Raw genomic sequence first — 16,806 nt, 5'->3', positions numbered from 1 at the left:
ACTCATCTCGCTCATTTCGGTTATTGGCCAAAGCCGGGTGCAGGCTGAAAGCTGTTACCGACAATCGGGGCTGCATCGGTTTGTGGAACATGACATTGCAGGCAGAAATAGCGGCGCGGAGACACTTCGCTGGAGACTTTGCCATCACGATCAATAAAGTGAGTCGGGCTGATACGCGGTGCACCGGTGGTACGATAGTGCTCAACCCCGTGGCATTGCAGGCAACGGTTGGTGTTTTTACTGATCTGATAACCATCCACACTATGCGGGATTAGTGGTGGTTGATTGACATAGTTCAGCGCCATCCGCTGTTGCTGTTTCGGCATTTTCACTTTGCCTTCAGCCGTACCGGAGACTTCCGGCGATTGAGATAAATCCATATCGACATTGCTGGCAGCCGTTGCCACGCCAGCTATCACCAATATTGCCAACAGTGATATGACTGACAAAAACCGGCGGTTTAATGATGTAAAAATCGAGTTATTCATTATGTTCTCCTGAGTACACCGTCTTTCCTGAGCATCCCTGGATAAGCGTTATAAGTGATTGCCGAGGCCCGCCCCGCAGGGCGGACAACGCGTATTACGCAACCACACGCTCCAGTTTCACTGCACATTTCTTAAAGTCAGTTTCTTTGGACAGTGGATCGGTGGCATCAAGAGTCAGGTTATTGACTAACTGCGCCGCATCGAAGAACGGCATGTACACCAGCCCTTCTGGTGGGCGGTTACGGCCACGGGTTTCCACCAGAGAAATCAGCTCACCACGGCGTGATATCACTTTCACCTTGTCGCCACGGTGTAAACCGCGCTTTTTGGCATCCAGCGGATGAATGAATAACACCGCCTCAGGGAAGGCACGGTGTAACTCAGGAACACGACGGGTCATCGAACCGGTGTGCCAGTGTTCCAGCACGCGGCCGGTTGATAGCCACAGGTCATATTCCTGATCCGGACTTTCCGCCGCGGGTTCGTATGGCAGAGCAAAAATCACGGCTTTACCATCAGGTTTGCCGTAAAAACGCACCTCTTCGCCTTTCGGTACAAAGGGATCAAAGCCTTCGCGGTAACGCCAGAGGGTTTCTTTACCGTTAACCACCGGCCAGCGCAGGCCGCGCTCTTGATGGTAGCGGTCAAAAGGTGCCAGGTCGTGGCCGTGACCGCGACCAAAATCGGCATACTCTTCAAACAGACCTTTTTGCAGGTAGAAGCCGAAATCACGCGCTTCGTCATTCAATTGGTCGGCTGGGATTTCACTCAACGGATATTTGTTTACCACACCGTTGGCAAACAACACGTCATACAGTGTCTTGCCGCGATATTCCGGTTTTTTATTGATGAGTTCGGCAGGCCAAACCTCTTCCACTTTAAAGCGTTTAGCGAACTCAACTATCTGCCACAAGTCAGATTTTGCCTCACCCGGTGCCGATACCTGCTGACGCCAGAATTGGGTGCGGCGTTCGGCGTTACCGTAAGCGCCCTCTTTCTCCACCCACATCGCAGTCGGTAGAATCAGGTCGGCAGCCAGCGCACTAATGGTCGGATACGGGTCAGAAACCACAATGAAGTTACGCGGATCACGCCAGCCCGGCATACGATCTTCGTTGATATTCGGGCCAGCCTGCATGTTGTTGTTACACATCACCCAGTAGGCGTTGAGGGTGCCATCTTTCAGCGCCCGGTCTTGAGCTACGGCGTGTAAACCGACTTTATCCGGGATAGTGCCAGCCGGTAGTTGCCATTTGGTTTCAGCAATTTGGCGATGTTTCTCGTTGGTTACCACCATATCTGCCGGTAGGCGGTGGGAGAACGTCCCCACTTCACGCGCGGTACCACAAGCCGAAGGCTGGCCGGTCAGGGAGAATGGGCCAGAGCCTGGTTTTGAGATTTTGCCGGTCAACAGATGCAAGTTGTAGCACATGTTATTGGCCCAGACGCCGCGGGTATGTTGGTTAAAGCCCATCGTCCAGTAGGAGACCAGTTTCACTTTCGGATCAGCATACAACTGCGCCAGCGCTTCCAGTTGATCTTCCGGCACGCTACTCATTTTTGAGACTTTTTCTAGGGTATATTCCGCCACAAACGCTTTGAAATCATCAAAGCTCATTGGCTCAGAAGCATCACTGCCTGGATTCTTGGCGGCTTTTTCCAGTGGATGAGTTGGCCGCAAGCCGTAGCCGATATCCGTCGCACCGCGACGGAAATTCACATGGCGGTCAAGGAAGCCCTGATCAACAGCATTGTTTTGAATAATGTAATTAGCGATGTAATTCATGATAGCCAGATCAGTCTGCGGGGTGAAGATGATCGGGTTATCTGCCAACTCAAAACTGCGGTGTTCGAAGGTCGATAGCACGGCAATTTTGACGTTGTTATCGGTCAGGCGGCGGCTGGTCATGCGCGACCACAAGATCGGGTGCATTTCCGCCATATTGGAGCCCCAGAGCACGAATGCATCTGCTTCTTCAATATCATCGTAGCAACCCATTGGCTCATCCATACCAAAGGTACGCATAAAACCCACCACAGAGGATGCCATGCAGTGACGGGCATTCGGGTCCAGGTTGTTGGAGCGGAAACCGGCTTTTAGCAGCTTGGAAGCAGCATAACCTTCCCACACCGTCCACTGGCCGGAGCCAAACATCCCCACTGCGGTCGGGCCTTTCTCTTTGAGCGCATTTTTAAATTTCAGCTCCATGATATCAAAGGCTTTTTCCCAACTTATCGGGGTAAAGTCACCTTCTTTATCATACTGGCCGTCTTTCATCCGCAGCAGTGGCTGAGTCAGTCGGTCTTTGCCGTACATGATTTTTGGCAGGAAATAGCCTTTTATACAGTTCAGACCACGGTTTACCGGTGAGTCGGGATCACCTTGTGATGCCACGATACGGCCATTTTGTGTGCCGACTAACACCCCGCAACCGGTACCACAGAATCGGCAAGGCGCTTTGTCCCATTTTATTGCATTTGCGTTGTCACCCACGACCGCCTTAGCGACCGTCGGTATGGTCAATCCAGCGGCGGCGGCGGCGGCAACCGCGGCGTTGGCTTTCATAAAATCCCGGCGACTGAGTTTCATGGCATTTCCTCACCTTGGCTTTCCTGCTGGTGATAAACCAGCGATACAGCCAGCACACCATCCAGATTCCGTGCTGACTCAATATAATTCAGGAGCACGTCTGAGCGCGCCGCCTGCATAACAACAACCAATTTGCCCTGAGCGGCATCACTGGTGGGTATTTCTGTTCCCGGAATCGCCAGCAAGCTGTCAATTAGCGCCGCTATTCGTGCCGGTTTGGCCTGCAACACCAATCCACAGACATGCCATTCTTTATCTTCCATCGTCGCTCCGGGTGAGGGTTACTGCCTGAACCGGGCAACTGGGTACACAGGCACCACATCCGGTACAAGCAGGAAGGTCTAATTCGGGCCGGGCAATGCCATTGAGACGCGGACGAAATCGAATCGCTCGGGTTTCACAACTATCCTGACAGCTACGGCATTCAATGTTGTGCAACGGCAAACAGCGCTCTGATATGCTGACTTTAATCGACCAGGCGGTCAGCTCTGTTGAGAAAAACACCCCAGCATCACAAGCCTGTACGCATTGCTGACAAAAGCTGCATTCAGCACGTTGAAAATCTATTTCGGGGAATCCGCCACTTCCAGCAATTAAGACGCCCGTTTCACAGGCAGAGACACACGCATGGCAGCGGGTACAACCTGCGATAAAATCGCTTTCCGCTACCGACCAGGGTGGCCGGATAACGCTGTTTGACGATTTATCTGCCTGCCAAAAACCCGTCAGTAATTTACGCCGCGATAAATCAGTCATACTGATATCCTTAACATCTACTGGCGCGCCTGCATGTGGGTAGAGAATATTCATTTAAAACCCGAATGGAGCTATCGGGATGATAATTATTCTTATTTGTTTTAATAAAAGAAATTCCTCTGTGTCTGTTATATAAATACTCAATAGTTGGTAATAAAATAATTACTCTTTATGGTTAATCTCCCGTATATATTGCGCAAGATCAATTAATTTGGTGGTTATTTTTCTGTTTTCTCACTATTAAATCGATTTGCGTTATCTCCTTTTTTATATAACGATTCATTTAATGAGAATGAGTATCAAAATCAGATTGTATACTGAACATTATTTCTTCATATAAACTGCTGCTGTAAATGAACCTGGCCAGAGTTTTGAGGTACACTTAGAGGAGAGTTTTACTAACAATAATGGATAACGTAGCCCACTAAATTGGCTATCACCATGACGATAATCCGTATTCAGCAACCAGACGTTTAATTTCTATACTCATAGATTTCAAATTACAGAAAAGCGACATGCAAGAAACTGTCAGCCAACACTACTGTAGTTTGAATGATGAAGGGTATATATCGGTTACAGGGACATTACTTACATGACCAAAAGTCACACTATTATGATTGTTGACGATCACCCACTGATGCGTCGTGGAATAAAACAATTACTTGAGTTGGATAGCATTTTTGACGTGGTTGCCGAAGCCAATAATGGCGGTGAAGCCATTATCGAAGCGGTCAAACACCAACCGGACGTCATTTTGCTTGATTTGAATATGAAAGGAATGTCCGGGCTGGAAACGCTGAAAACGTTGCGCAATGAAGGTATTGATGCACGTATTATCGTACTGACCGTCTCCGATGCCCGCAGTGATGTTTACGCGGTGATTGATGCAGGCGCGGATGGATATCTGTTAAAAGACAGTGAACCCGAAATATTGCTGGAAAATATTCGTCAAGCCGCAGCCGGTGAGAATGTATTCAGTAATGAGGTTGCACAGTATTTATCTTCACGCCATGAACAGGTTAACCCTTTCTCTGAATTAACTGAGCGCGAATTAGATGTGTTGCAGGAGGTCGCGCGCGGTATGTCTAATAAACAGGTCGCTTTTGAACTGCACATTTCGGAAGAAACCGTGAAAGTCCATATCCGCAACTTATTGCGTAAACTGAATGTACGTTCACGGGTCGCCGCAACCATTATGTATATAGAAAATAAAAAATACTGAGACACATTGCCGCTACGTGATGGCGGCTAAAATAGCATCATGGTTATCCTGTATCCATTTTTTGTTCAGTGGCCCCCAATGATCCAATCTATAATAACCTGCGTTGTTGCGCACACCCTGCTGTACAAACGTCAGGGTGACACCTAAACCGGGCAGCGCTTTTAATACATCCTGTAACGTGCGCCGTGGCCAGCCGGTCAGCGCCATCAAATGCGGCACGTTCAATGCATTGTCACTGCTGATTAACCAACAAAGATAGAGGCGACGAGCAAATACTGGATTGAGTTCCATACAGGTTCCTAACGTTGGATGACTATTAATCAGTCTACCTGATACCAAAGAAAAAACCTGTTTAGCATCATTTCCCCCCATCAACGTGAATTAACTCGGTTCTATCGATGTTTTTTACACTATCTCCTTTTTTTCTTCACGTTCTCCACCGTGTTCCCGAGTAGAGTGCACAGTAGTTTCTACTGAATCTAACTTTTAAAGGCTGTACTGCATGGCAAATTTTTTCATCGACCGCCCGATTTTTGCCTGGGTATTGGCGATTATTTTGTGCCTTACCGGCGTGTTAGCCATCTCAACTTTACCGATTGAGCAATATCCGAATTTAGCGCCACCAAATGTTCGTATCAGTGCCTCTTATCCCGGAGCCTCGGCGAAAACCCTGGAAAATACGGTTACACAAGTCATAGAACAGAGTATGACTGGCCTGGATAGCCTGCTTTATATGTCGTCGCAAAGCAGTAACTCCGGCAGTGCATCCATAACGCTGACTTTCCAGGCAGGAACTGACCCTAATGAAGCGATGCAGCAGGTACAGAACCAGTTGCAATCAGCCATCAAAAAGTTGCCGCAAGATGTACAGCAGCAAGGGGTTTCAGTATCAAAATCAGGTGATAACACACTGATGATGGTGGCGTTTGTCTCCACCGATGGCAGCATGGACAAACAAGATATTGCCGATTATGTCGCCAGTAATCTGCAAGATCCCCTTAGCCGCATTGAAGGGGTGGGCAGCATTGATGCTTTCGGTTCACAATATGCCATGCGTATCTGGCTTGATCCCAATAAACTCAATAATTATCAACTCACTACACAGGATATTGTCACCGCAATCCAATCACAAAACAGCCAGATAGCGGTAGGGCAATTAGGTGGAACGCCTTCAGTTGATAATCAGGCATTGAATGCCACGATTAATGCTCAATCTCAATTACAAACTCCGGAGCAATTCAGGGAGATAACCCTGCGAGTCAATCAGGACGGTTCGCTAGTGACCTTGGGTGATGTGGCAAAAATTGAGATGGGTGCCGAGAAGTACGACTACCTGAGCCGCTTTAACGGGCAGGCCGCATCGGGGATGAGTATCAAACTGGCCTCCGGCGCGAATGAATTGCAAACCGATGAGCGGGTTAAAGCCCGTATTGCTGAGTTGTCGCCTTTCTTTCCACATGGGCTGGAAGCCAAAATAGCGTATGAAACTACCCCCTTTGTTAAAGCCTCAATCAAGGATGTGGTCAAAACACTGATAGAAGCCATTGTGCTGGTTTTCCTGGTTATGTACCTGTTCTTGCAGAATTTTCGGGCCACACTGATCCCCACCATCGCCGTACCGGTGGTTCTACTGGGTACCTTTGCGATATTGTCAGCCTTCGGCTTTAGTATCAATACGTTGACTATGTTCGCCATCGTATTGGCTATTGGATTGCTAGTGGATGATGCCATCGTGGTGGTGGAAAACGTCGAACGGGTAATGAGTGAGGAAGGGCTAGACCCACGCGAAGCCACCCGCAAATCGATGGGGCAAATTCAGGGGGCGCTGGTGGGGATTGCGCTGGTACTGTCAGCGGTATTTATCCCGATGGCCTTCTTTGGTGGCACTACCGGCGCAATCTACCGCCAGTTCTCCATTACGATTGTCTCTGCGATGGTGCTATCGGTGCTGGTCGCGTTGATCCTAACACCCGCACTGTGCGCCACCATGCTCAAGCCCATCGCACCGGGGCACCATCATGCCAAACGCGGCTTCTTCGGCTGGTTTAACCGCATGTTTGACCGTAACGCTCACCGTTACGAAAAGGGGGTTGCGCGGGTATTGCACCACAGTGCGCGCTTTATGCTGTTGTATTTATTGCTGCTCGGCGGATTAGCCTTATTGTTCCTCAAACTGCCAACCTCTTTCCTGCCACTGGAGGATCGCGGTGTTTTCATGGCCCAAGTCCAGCTTCCGGTAGGTTCAACCCAGCAACAAACCCTGAAAGTGGTTGAAAATGTAGAAAATTACTTCCTGACACAAGAGCAGAATAATGTGCTGTCAGTGTTCTCAACTGTCGGTTCCGGCCCTGGAGGTAACGGCCAGAACGTCGCGCGGTTGTTTATTCGACTGGCCGATTGGGATAAACGAACTGACAGCAACGACTCCTCCTTTGCCATCATCGAGCGGGCAACTAAAGCGTTTAATAAAATCATTGAAGCAAAAGTATCGGTGAGCAGCCCACCGGCTATTTCAGGCTTAGGCGGCTCTTCTGGCTTCGATATGGAGCTGCAAGATCATGGTGGTTTAGGCCACGAAAAACTGATGGCGGCTCGTGACCAGCTATTACAACTGGCCTCCCAAGACCCGGCACTGACCCGCGTGCGCCATAACGGGCTGGATGATAGCCCGCAGTTGCAGATCGATATTGATCAGCGCAAAGCACAAGCGCTGGGGGTGTCACTAGATGACATCAACAACACGCTGAAAACGGCTTGGGGTTCTACTTACGTCAACGACTTTGTTGACAGAGGCCGGGTGAAGAAAGTCTATGTGCAATCTGAGGCCACAGCACGAATGCTGCCAGAAGACGTATACAAATGGTATGTACGTAATAACAGCGGCGGTATGGTGCCATTCTCGGCATTTTCGACCACCCGCTGGGAATACGGTTCGCCACGACTGGAGCGCTACAACGGCTATTCCGCCCTGGAAATTGTCGGCGAGGCGGCACCTGGCGTCAGTACCGGCACTGCCATGAATGTGATGGAGAATTTGGTCAAACAACTGCCCAATGGCTTCGGGCTGGAATGGACGGGAATGTCGTATCAGGAACGGCTATCCGGCTCTCAAGCCCCTGCCCTGTATGCCATTTCACTGTTGGTCGTGTTCTTGTGCCTGGCCGCACTGTATGAAAGTTGGTCAATTCCCTTCTCGGTGATGCTGGTGGTGCCATTAGGGGTTATTGGCGCGGTTGCCGCCACCTGGATGCGCGGATTAGAAAATGACGTTTACTTTCAGGTCGGGTTATTGACTATCATCGGGTTATCGGCCAAAAATGCCATCTTGATTGTGGAGTTCGCCAGTGAGTTAAACGGTAAAGGCAAAGACCTGGTAGAGGCCACACTTGAGGCTTCACGCCTACGGCTGCGGCCAATTCTGATGACCTCACTGGCCTTTGCCTTTGGCGTATTGCCGATGACGATCAGCCAAGGGGCGGGTTCTGGCAGTCAACATGCGGTAGGTACCGGCGTGATGGGCGGGATGATTTCTGCCACCGTATTGGCCATTTTCTTTGTGCCACTGTTCTTTGTTCTGGTTCGCAGACGCTTCCCCGGCAAACCGCCGCGAGCCGAGTAATAGAGTAGCAACACACCTGCGATGTAAAGAATGACAGATATAAAAAAGGCAGAAACCATCACGGTTCTGCCTTTTTGCGAGCGATTCCTCGCCCCTGGGTGTCATAAATAAATCGTTAAAACAAACCAAAATAATACTGACTTTACTGCGGGTTTATTCGATTATGCCTTACGCAGCATCGCCTCGATAAACTCTTTCCACGTATTTAACTCAACATCAACCATAACATCCTCTCTAATTATCGCGAGCTAGTATACGCCTATTATTTAAACAATCAAAATAGAAAGCAGGCTATCCAATCGCTAAAATGAGATCGGGTTCAGAGAGATTGAATTTGCTCTTTTTTACTGTGATGCGCTGGCAGCCACCACTTTACTTGCCTGTTTTAAAATTACGGAGTAGCTTTCCCATCTAAAGAGAGATAAAAATCGTTTTTGGCAAAAAACCATTATTGACAAAATACTGAGCAAAACCATGAAACACTCCATCGATTCACTCAAAGAACTGGGCCGCTATGATGATGCGGTGTCAATGGCACAGGATTTACTGCGCCGCGACCCTGAAAATGCCAGCCTGCTCCATAAAATTGCCTCATTGTATGACGTGCAAGGGTTGGAGTTGCAAGCTATCCCGTTCTACCACGCCGCTATCGATCATCATCTGGCAGGTAAAGAGTTACAGGAAGCTTATTTAGGATTGGGCAGCACCTATCGGGCGCTGGGGCAGTATAAAGAATCACTGGAAACCTTTGACCGCGCACTGGCCTGTTTCCCGCAAGCAAAAGAGATAACCCTGTTTCGTGCCATGACGCTGTACAACCTCGGTGAAACCAAAGAGGCTGTCGCCGCACTATTAATACTGCTAGCCGACACCTCGAGCCATCAGGACATCAGCCTCTACCAAAAAGCCATCCGCCAATACGCCGCAGACCTTGATGCCATCGGTTAACACCGTAACAGCCCGCCCTGGCACTCAATAGCCGATAGCCGTCTGGATTCAAATACAATTTTCCCGCATTATGGGCTATCTTCCTGCATTAAGAGCAAATAGCTCTTTTTGAGTCGGCAGCGGTGTGGCTGCTCCGATGAGTCCCTTAAGCCGAGGTATTATTTTCCCATGTCAGATAGCCCAGCAACCCCATCATTGCGCCTTTATGGCATTAAAAATTGTGACACCATAAAAAAGGCCCGTCGCTGGCTGGAAGAACAGGGCATTGCCTACCAATTTCACGATTATCGCGTGGATGGGATGAACGATGAACACCTGCAAAGTTTTATTGATAAACTGGGGTGGGAGCCGTTGTTAAACACCCGTGGCACCACCTGGCGCAAATTGCCGCAAGAACAGCGTGATGCCATCATCGACGTGCAACGTGCTAAAGCCCTAATGTTAGCGCAGCCGGCCATCATTAAACGCCCGCTGCTGCAAGCCGAAAGTGGCGAGATGCTACTGGGCTTCAATATTGAAAGCTATCAACAGTTTATTCATAACCAACCTGCTATTGAGGTGCAATAACATGATCTGTCCGGTAATCGACCTGGCCCAACAACTCATTAAACGCCCGTCGCTCAGCCCTAATGATGCAGGCTGCCAGGAGATCATGATTCAGCGTTTAGAAGCGATCGGTTTTACTGTTGAACCGATGAATTTTGGCGATACGCTTAACTTCTGGGCATGGCGTGGCGAAGGTGAAACACTGGCGTTTGCCGGTCACACCGATGTGGTGCCAACCGGTGATGAAAGCCACTGGAGCAGCCCACCTTTTGAGCCGACTATTCGCGATGGCATGTTATATGGCCGTGGTGCTGCTGATATGAAAGGCTCTCTGGCCGCGATGGTGGTGGCCGCCGAGCGCTTTGTCGCGGCCCATCCGAATCATAACGGCCGCCTGGCCTTTATGATAACCTCTGATGAAGAGGCCAAAGCAATTAATGGCACGGTAAAAGTGGTTAACGCTCTAATGGCACGCAACGAGCGGCTGGATTATTGTCTGGTGGGCGAACCCTCCAGTACCGATAAAGTCGGTGATGTGGTCAAAAATGGCCGCCGTGGTTCTATCACAGCCAATCTGCATATTCAGGGTATACAGGGGCATGTGGCCTACCCCCATCTGGCGGATAATCCGGTTCATCGCGCCATGCCAGCCCTAAATGAACTGGTTGCGACCCAATGGGATGAAGGTAATGAGTTCTTCCCGGCAACCAGTATGCAGATTGCCAATTTACATGCTGGAACCGGCAGCAATAATGTTATTCCCGGTGAGTTCTATGTGCAGTTCAATTTCCGTTTCAGCACTGAACTGACCGATAGCATAATTAAACAACGGGTTGAAGCGCTGCTGGAACGCCATCAACTGAAGTACACCCTTGAGTGGGTGTTGTCCGGCCAGCCATTCCTAACGCCACGCGGCGCGCTGGTGGATGCAGTGGTTAACGCCGTTGAACATTATGCCGAGATAACGCCACAGCTACTAACCACCGGTGGCACGTCAGATGGCCGTTTTATCGCGTTAATGGGGGCACAAGTTGTCGAACTGGGGCCGGTCAATGCCACTATCCATAAAGTTAATGAGTGCGTTCATGCAGCAGATTTACAACTGCTGAGTCGAATGTACCAGCGCATCATGGAGCAACTCATCGCATGACTGCCCATCCATTAACACCACAAATGCTCACCGGCCGTTCAACCGACCATCTGATGGTGTTAAGCGGCAACCATCACCTACAGCCGCAAGCAGTAGCTGCTTTTCAGGCGATGCAACAGGCTGCCAAGTTGGCGGGATTTGATTTACAACCGGCCAGCACTTTTCGCGATTTTGACCGTCAATTAGCCATCTGGAATGGTAAATTTCGTGGTGAGCGGCCAGTATTAGATAAAGACAGCCAACCAATCGACATAGGTGAACTCGATACACCAGCACGCTGCGAAGCCATTCTACGTTGGTCAGCGTTGCCAGGAGCCAGCCGCCACCATTGGGGCAGTGATTTAGATATTTACGATCCATCACTGTTGCCAATCGATACTAAATTACAACTGGAACCCTGGGAGTACGAGGCAGGCGGTTATTTTTATCCATTAAGCCAATGGCTGAGTGCGCATATGGCAGAATTTGGCTTTTACCGGCCCTTTACTGAAGACAATGGTGGCATCGCGGTAGAACCGTGGCACCTGAGCTATCACCCTCTGGCTACAGCGGCAGAACATTTATTGACACCTGAAATTCTGCTGAAAGCCTGGCAGTCACAAGATGTCGCAGGCAGCGAGTGGCTGAGTCGTCATTTGCCTATGATCTTTTCACGATTCATAACTATACCCAATAAGTTTCAAGGTGCAGTCTCTTGAAAACGATGGATATAAGGAATTAAACCATGCATTGGCTAGCTGATTACTGGTGGATCATTCTTATTCTACTGGCAGGCATCATCCTAAACGGCATCAAAGAGTTACGCCGCCTTGATCATAAAAGTTTCTTGAAAAACAAGCCGGAGATCCCCCCACATCGTGATAACAACGCGCAGTGGGACGACGACGATGACTGGCCAGATAAGAAGAAGTAAGTAGAACGCAGATAACATCACACGGCGGGGGCTGATTTAGCATCAACAGCCCTCTGCCACCTGCAATCATAACTCCGCCATCCCCTCAGCCGCCTCCTGTCGCCATCTCGCCACCAACGCTTTGCGCCCTGAAAGGCCCACGTTATGGACAATCTCCGCCGGCGTCATACCCTGCTGCAAATATTGGCGTAATGCCGGCAGTGGTAACCCACTTCGTAGCAATAACCGTTGTAGCGCAGGCAAGCTGGCCTCTAATGGGCGGAAAGCAAACGCAAAACCTGACAGTTCACGCCAATCATCATCATTTAAGCTGATATCAGGTTGTGCTGGTAGCGATAGCGATGATGGCATTGGAATGTCAACCCATTGATGCAACCAATACCAATTACGCTCTAATTGCTGCCTCGCTGCCTCACAGAGCTTTTCTCCCGCAGAACTGAGGGGTAACAGCGCCATCGCCGCATAACAGCCGCTACTGGCTTCTTTATGGCTGCCAATTCGCACCAACTGAAATCCACAGCTTCGCCAAAAATCATGTAACTCATCGGTATAGCCAAAACTGACCGACAAGAAATCTCGCTGCTGCTGTGTTGCATTTTGTCGCTCGGCGGCAATCATTCGGTGAGCGATGCCCTGCCGCCGCCATGAGGGTGCGACAGCAACCCGGCTGATTCGCCGCGATAATAGCGTTGGTGCCTGCCATTGCCCACTGTGAGCCGCCAGTGATTGCGCCACCAAACTGCCCTTCGGACGCCGCCTTCCCGCCCAGATATCATGGGCAAGATCACAACTCAGACCGCCTTCATCCACCAGCCATAACGCTCCGACCACAGCATCCGCTGCTTTCGCGGCAAAAAAATGCATCCCCGGCGCATCCATTAAACGGCGTAAATCCAATGGGGTGGTGCGGTAATGCGCGCTGGTGAGTAAACCATAGTAGTGCTGCAGCAGTTGAGGCTGACTTAACCAATCGCGTTGCGTACAAGGGGTAATGTCAATCTGGCTGGCGGGTGACGATCCTGCGCCTAACTCATCGCTGATCGGTAACGCATTAAATAATAACGCATCATCCACGACATGCTCCAATGGATCATCAGTCGCCCAACGCACAGGATTGGTTAAGGTCAGGTGATGCCAATTACGCAGGGTAGCGCAGAATTTAAGCAGAAAACCACGCCCGGAACCTTCGTAACCCTGCACGGTGGTGGTTAATAAGGTGCGCGGAAAATAAGCTAATAATGCGGATAATAATGGTGCGGGGATCGCCGCGGCTTCATCAATCAGCAACCAGTCAATTTCACTGACATCATGCTGGCGGCAGTAGTCCAGTAATGCATCTGGTGCCCAAAATCGTGCCCGCTCGCCGGCACGCTGATTGAGCACCTGTGTCGCCGCTTTACCCGGCCCGGTAACCCAGCAATGGCCTTGCCACTGTGCCACCAACATACCTGCGAGCGTCGATTTACCGCGCCCACGCGCTGCTGTCAGTACCCAACTACCGCATTTTGCCTGCATCAGACGCTGCAAAATAGCCCGTTGTTCCGCCGTAGGTGACCCATCAGGCCGCTGCCAGTCAGAGCGGGGAGCAAACTGAGGTACGGCAAGTGGCCTGGCTTGCCGCCACAAAACCACGTCGGGTTCAGCCACGAGTTGCCGCTGTAAATGGCGGATGAAATGGGGGGTTACGATAGGTGTGCCCTGTTCACTCCAGCGCAAACTGTCGTGATCTGGCTGAAAGGGCCAACTCTCCCACTCCGGCACCATCAGAACCAGCCAGCTCCCAGCACGCAAAGCCCCCGCCAAGACTGCCAGTGCCTCGGTATTAAAACCGTCAGTACCATCAAACACACCGTGCAACCACTCTTGCCCCAGCAGCGTTTTTGCCGCACTAGCACTGACGCAGGTAACATCCGCTGGTGGGGAATCGCCCAGCCAAAGCCAATCACCTGGCAATTGTTGGCGCAAAATAGCCGCCTGCTGTCGTGACCAATCGCGCTGACCACTGAGAATCAGTAAACGCCGAATCCCTTGTCGTGCCATTTTTGGCTGGTGGGCAATAATGGCATCGATCACCTTAGGATTTACCGATAACCAATGAGAGCAAACCAGCGGCAATCAATGGTCCCACCGGCACGCCTCTAAACAAGGCGACGCCGAGTACCGTACCAACCAGTAGGCCTGCAACCACCGACGGTTGGTGTGTCATCAGCGAAACACCCCGACCGCCGAGCCAAGAGACGGCCACACCAACCACAATGGCTAATATCGATTTCCATTGAATAAATGAATGCAATACCTCGCTGGCGCTGATTTTACCGCTGGCGATCGGTGCCATGACACCAATGGTCAGAATCAATATGCCGATGGTGAGGCCATATTTTTCCACCCACGGGAAAAACTGATTCAGAGGGGTGATTCTAATCGCGATTAATATCAGAATTGCCAATGTAACGGTCATGTTATGACTGATGATCCCAAGCGCTGCCAGCGCCAAAAGGATCAATAAGGTTGGATCAAGAGCGGCCATAGTTATTCTGCTTTACCATAATAGTTATTCTGCTTTGCCATAATAGTTATTCTGCTTTGCCATGATAGTTATCCCTGCCTTGCAATAGATGCTGGCAGCGAGCGTGCCGGCAAAAAGAAAGTGCGGTTATGATAGTCTCTGCTTACTTGAGGTTCTAGCGCTATTAGCGGCTGGCAAAAGTATTACAGCTATTAGGATCACCGCTGTCAAAACCACGCTTAAACCAGGTATAGCGTTGTTGCGAGGTACCATGCGTAAAACTATCGGGTACGACTCTGCCCTGACTCTTCTGCTGGAGCCGGTCATCACCAATGGCTTGTGCGGCATTAAGCGCTTCTTGCAGGTCACCGATCTCCAATACCTGTTGCTGATCCATCGCTTTACCCCAAACGCCAGCAAAACAATCAGCCTGCAATTCCATTTTGACCGATAAGCGATTAACTTCAGCCTGAGATGCGCCTTGCTGTTGCTGGCGAACCTTGGTATCAATACCTAACAAATGCTGTACATGGTGCCCAACTTCGTGAGCAATTACATAAGCTTGAGCAAAATCGCCGCCTGCTCCTAGCTTATTTTTCATCTCTTCGTAGAACGATAAATCGATATAAACTGTGCTGTCTGCCGGGCAGTAAAATGGCCCCATCACTGACTGACCGGTGCCACAACCGGTACGAGTTGCACCACGGTACATCACCAGCTTCGGTTCCTGATAGGTGCGCCCCATTTGCTGGAAGATAGGTTTCCAAGTGTCTTCTGTGTCAGCTAAAACCACCGAGGTGAATTTGGCATACTGGTCATCTTGCGGGCTGATAGCCGTTGGCGAGCGCTGCTGCGTCTGAGTTTGTGACATCGGGTCACTGCCGTTTAATAGCGGAGTCAAATCAACACCGTAATAGCCTGCAACCAATACCACAATCAAGATAACCAGACCGCCCTTGCCACCTATCGGTGGCCGGAATCCACCACCACCGGATGAATTTCCACGCCTGTCTTCCACATTATTGCTTTCACGACGACCTTGCCAACGCATAGCTTTGCTCCCAGATATAGTCCTTACGTATTATCGTAGGAAATCTATGAAGCTAATACCATTAAAAGTACAAATGATTAATGCGGTGGGGAGAATAAGAAAAACATCGGGGAGATGGGACTCTCCCCTTAAAACGATGATGTCAGAAAAACGTAATCGATTGCGCGGTTAGTCTAATTTTACGCCTATACGGTGTGCGACTTCCTCGTAGGCTTCAATCAACCCCCCCAGGCTTTGGCGGTAACGGTCTTTATCCATTTTGTTCAGGGTTTTCTTATCCCACAAACGGCTGCCATCGGGTGAGAACTCATCACCCAATACCACTTCGCCGTTGAACAGACCGAATTCCAACTTGAAATCTACCAGGATTAAACCGGCATCATCAAACAGTTTGCTCAACACGTCATTGGCTAAATAACTCAGTTCTTTCATGCGGGCCAATTGTGCTTCTGTCGCCCAGCCAAAGGTCTTACAGTAAGACTCATTGACCATCGGGTCATGCATGGCGTCATTTTTCAAAAACAAGTCAAACAGCGGTGGATTCAGTACTATGCCTTCTTCGATACCCAAACGCTTAACCAAAGAACCCGCAGCGCGGTTACGGATAACGCATTCAACTGGGATCATTTCCAGTTTTTTCACCAACACTTCGGTATCTGACAGCAAGCGTTCCATTTGAGTTGGAATACCGGCGGCTTCCAATTTAGCCATAATGAAATGGTTAAATTTGTTGTTTACCATACCCTTACGGTCAAACTGCTCAATGCGCTGACCATCCAGTGCTGACGTATCATTACGGAACTCCAATACCAATAGGTCAGGGTTTTCGGTGGTATAGACGGTCTTCGCCTTGCCACGATACAACTCAGCTAGCTTTTGCATCTTAATTACTCCAGTAATGTGAAAATATAACTCGCCATAAAATGACTAAACCCTAAATAATTCGAGTTGCAGGAAGGCGGCAAGCGAGAGACAAATCGGTCGGGAACCGATTTGAACAGCATTTATGCTGCCCGC

At 49.9% G+C, this 16,806-nt stretch carries 17 protein-coding genes; 7 read left to right on the top strand and 10 right to left on the bottom strand.

Features of this window, described 5'->3' with window-relative positions; genetic code table 11:
- Window positions 1-20 precede the first annotated feature (20 nt).
- The 4 genes from napB to napF all read right to left on the bottom strand — a co-directional run bounded on the left by napB (window position 21) and on the right by napF (window position 3,834).
- Window positions 21-488, bottom strand: coding sequence for a nitrate reductase cytochrome c-type subunit (gene napB / locus YALDO0001_RS12460; RefSeq protein WP_042548104.1), 468 nt, complete (start codon window positions 486-488; stop codon window positions 21-23).
- A 94-nt stretch (window positions 489-582) separates the two neighbouring features.
- The gene (gene napA / locus YALDO0001_RS12455; protein WP_042548103.1) at window positions 583-3,078 is read right to left on the bottom strand and encodes a nitrate reductase catalytic subunit NapA; all 2,496 of its coding nucleotides are present in this window, start codon (window positions 3,076-3,078) and stop codon (window positions 583-585) included.
- The gene (napD, locus tag YALDO0001_RS12450; RefSeq protein WP_042548102.1) at window positions 3,075-3,341 is read right to left on the bottom strand and encodes a chaperone NapD; all 267 of its coding nucleotides are present in this window, start codon (window positions 3,339-3,341) and stop codon (window positions 3,075-3,077) included. Before napD ends, napA begins: the two co-directional genes overlap by 4 nt.
- The gene (gene napF / locus YALDO0001_RS12445; RefSeq protein ID WP_042548101.1) at window positions 3,331-3,834 is read right to left on the bottom strand and encodes a ferredoxin-type protein NapF; all 504 of its coding nucleotides are present in this window, start codon (window positions 3,832-3,834) and stop codon (window positions 3,331-3,333) included. Before napF ends, napD begins: the two co-directional genes overlap by 11 nt.
- A 592-nt stretch (window positions 3,835-4,426) precedes the next feature.
- On the opposite strand from napF, the gene narL reads away from it, so the two are divergent.
- Window positions 4,427-5,056: a two-component system response regulator NarL gene (gene narL / locus YALDO0001_RS12440; RefSeq protein WP_042839980.1), complete on the top strand. Its 630-nt coding sequence runs from the start codon at window positions 4,427-4,429 to the stop codon at window positions 5,054-5,056.
- Window positions 5,057-5,068: 12 nt separating this feature from the next.
- Here the strand turns inward: narL and YALDO0001_RS12435 are convergent, their stop codons facing one another.
- On the bottom strand, window positions 5,069-5,347 hold the full coding sequence (locus YALDO0001_RS12435; protein WP_042548099.1) for a winged helix-turn-helix domain-containing protein: 279 nt from the start codon (window positions 5,345-5,347) through the stop codon (window positions 5,069-5,071).
- Between the two features lie 211 nt (window positions 5,348-5,558).
- Between YALDO0001_RS12435 and acrD the strand changes: the two genes are divergently transcribed.
- Entirely contained in the window at window positions 5,559-8,675 is a 3,117-nt protein-coding gene (gene acrD / locus YALDO0001_RS12430) for a multidrug efflux RND transporter permease AcrD (protein WP_004703678.1), read from the top strand.
- A 161-nt stretch (window positions 8,676-8,836) separates the two neighbouring features.
- Here the strand turns inward: acrD and YALDO0001_RS22655 are convergent, their stop codons facing one another.
- Window positions 8,837-8,899, bottom strand: coding sequence for a hypothetical protein (locus tag YALDO0001_RS22655; RefSeq protein WP_493666653.1), 63 nt, complete (start codon window positions 8,897-8,899; stop codon window positions 8,837-8,839).
- Window positions 8,900-9,149: 250 nt separating this feature from the next.
- On the opposite strand from YALDO0001_RS22655, the gene YALDO0001_RS12425 reads away from it, so the two are divergent.
- The 5 genes from YALDO0001_RS12425 (at window position 9,150) to YALDO0001_RS12405 (ending at window position 12,232) form a co-directional block, all read left to right on the top strand.
- Window positions 9,150-9,623, top strand: coding sequence for a tetratricopeptide repeat protein (locus YALDO0001_RS12425; RefSeq protein WP_004703676.1), 474 nt, complete (start codon window positions 9,150-9,152; stop codon window positions 9,621-9,623).
- Between the two features lie 168 nt (window positions 9,624-9,791).
- On the top strand, window positions 9,792-10,190 hold the full coding sequence (locus YALDO0001_RS12420; protein WP_004703672.1) for an ArsC family reductase: 399 nt from the start codon (window positions 9,792-9,794) through the stop codon (window positions 10,188-10,190).
- A gap of 1 nt (window position 10,191) precedes the next feature.
- Window positions 10,192-11,319 carry a succinyl-diaminopimelate desuccinylase gene (dapE, locus tag YALDO0001_RS12415; protein WP_042839979.1) on the top strand — a complete coding sequence of 376 codons (1,128 nt, stop codon included), beginning with the start codon at window positions 10,192-10,194 and terminating at the stop codon, window positions 11,317-11,319.
- Complete coding sequence (locus YALDO0001_RS12410; RefSeq protein WP_042839977.1) at window positions 11,316-12,017, top strand: M15 family metallopeptidase; 702 nt, start codon at window positions 11,316-11,318, stop codon at window positions 12,015-12,017. Before dapE ends, YALDO0001_RS12410 begins: the two co-directional genes overlap by 4 nt.
- Window positions 12,018-12,043: 26 nt before the next feature.
- Window positions 12,044-12,232: a YpfN family protein gene (locus YALDO0001_RS12405; protein ID WP_004703666.1), complete on the top strand. Its 189-nt coding sequence runs from the start codon at window positions 12,044-12,046 to the stop codon at window positions 12,230-12,232.
- A 66-nt stretch (window positions 12,233-12,298) separates the two neighbouring features.
- On the opposite strand, the gene YALDO0001_RS12400 is transcribed toward YALDO0001_RS12405, so the two are convergent.
- The 4 genes from YALDO0001_RS12400 to purC form a co-directional block, all read right to left on the bottom strand.
- On the bottom strand, window positions 12,299-14,272 hold the full coding sequence (locus YALDO0001_RS12400) for a tRNA(Met) cytidine acetyltransferase TmcA (protein WP_427926904.1): 1,974 nt from the start codon (window positions 14,270-14,272) through the stop codon (window positions 12,299-12,301).
- Between the two features lie 34 nt (window positions 14,273-14,306).
- A complete protein-coding gene (locus YALDO0001_RS12395; protein WP_004703662.1) occupies window positions 14,307-14,759 on the bottom strand; it encodes a DUF441 domain-containing protein in 453 nt (150 codons plus the stop codon).
- A gap of 163 nt (window positions 14,760-14,922) precedes the next feature.
- Window positions 14,923-15,789, bottom strand: a complete 867-nt coding sequence (ypfJ, locus tag YALDO0001_RS12390; protein ID WP_004703659.1) for a KPN_02809 family neutral zinc metallopeptidase — start codon at window positions 15,787-15,789, stop codon at window positions 14,923-14,925.
- Window positions 15,790-15,957: 168 nt separating this feature from the next.
- Complete coding sequence (gene purC, locus YALDO0001_RS12385; protein WP_004703658.1) at window positions 15,958-16,671, bottom strand: phosphoribosylaminoimidazolesuccinocarboxamide synthase; 714 nt, start codon at window positions 16,669-16,671, stop codon at window positions 15,958-15,960.
- Window positions 16,672-16,806 lie beyond the last annotated feature (135 nt).

This window comes from Yersinia aldovae ATCC 35236, from assembly GCF_000173735.1.
GTDB lineage: Bacteria > Pseudomonadota > Gammaproteobacteria > Enterobacterales > Enterobacteriaceae > Yersinia > Yersinia aldovae.
The sequence above is the reverse complement of the archived record's forward strand: the minus strand, read 5'-3'. Positions and strand labels throughout refer to the sequence as shown.

Bases quoted from the DNA above. Each gene is read 5' to 3' on its own strand.
- YALDO0001_RS12395 (WP_004703662.1), bottom strand. From the start codon at position 14,759: ATGGCCGCTCTTGATCCAACCTTATTGATCCTTTTGGCGCTGGCAGCG.
- YALDO0001_RS12420 (WP_004703672.1), top strand. From the start codon at position 9,792: ATGTCAGATAGCCCAGCAACCCCATCATTGCGCCTTTATGGCATTAAA.
- YALDO0001_RS12405 (WP_004703666.1), top strand. From the start codon at position 12,044: ATGCATTGGCTAGCTGATTACTGGTGGATCATTCTTATTCTACTGGCA.
- narL (WP_042839980.1), top strand. From the start codon at position 4,427: ATGACCAAAAGTCACACTATTATGATTGTTGACGATCACCCACTGATG.
- ypfJ (WP_004703659.1), bottom strand. From the start codon at position 15,789: ATGCGTTGGCAAGGTCGTCGTGAAAGCAATAATGTGGAAGACAGGCGT.
- napA (WP_042548103.1), bottom strand. From the start codon at position 3,078: ATGAAACTCAGTCGCCGGGATTTTATGAAAGCCAACGCCGCGGTTGCC.
- purC (WP_004703658.1), bottom strand. From the start codon at position 16,671: ATGCAAAAGCTAGCTGAGTTGTATCGTGGCAAGGCGAAGACCGTCTAT.
- napB (WP_042548104.1), bottom strand. From the start codon at position 488: ATGAATAACTCGATTTTTACATCATTAAACCGCCGGTTTTTGTCAGTC.
- dapE (WP_042839979.1), top strand. From the start codon at position 10,192: ATGATCTGTCCGGTAATCGACCTGGCCCAACAACTCATTAAACGCCCG.
- YALDO0001_RS12410 (WP_042839977.1), top strand. From the start codon at position 11,316: ATGACTGCCCATCCATTAACACCACAAATGCTCACCGGCCGTTCAACC.
- napD (WP_042548102.1), bottom strand. From the start codon at position 3,341: ATGGAAGATAAAGAATGGCATGTCTGTGGATTGGTGTTGCAGGCCAAA.
- YALDO0001_RS12425 (WP_004703676.1), top strand. From the start codon at position 9,150: ATGAAACACTCCATCGATTCACTCAAAGAACTGGGCCGCTATGATGAT.
- YALDO0001_RS12400 (WP_427926904.1), bottom strand. From the start codon at position 14,272: ATGGCACGACAAGGGATTCGGCGTTTACTGATTCTCAGTGGTCAGCGC.
- acrD (WP_004703678.1), top strand. From the start codon at position 5,559: ATGGCAAATTTTTTCATCGACCGCCCGATTTTTGCCTGGGTATTGGCG.
- napF (WP_042548101.1), bottom strand. From the start codon at position 3,834: ATGACTGATTTATCGCGGCGTAAATTACTGACGGGTTTTTGGCAGGCA.
- YALDO0001_RS12435 (WP_042548099.1), bottom strand. From the start codon at position 5,347: ATGGAACTCAATCCAGTATTTGCTCGTCGCCTCTATCTTTGTTGGTTA.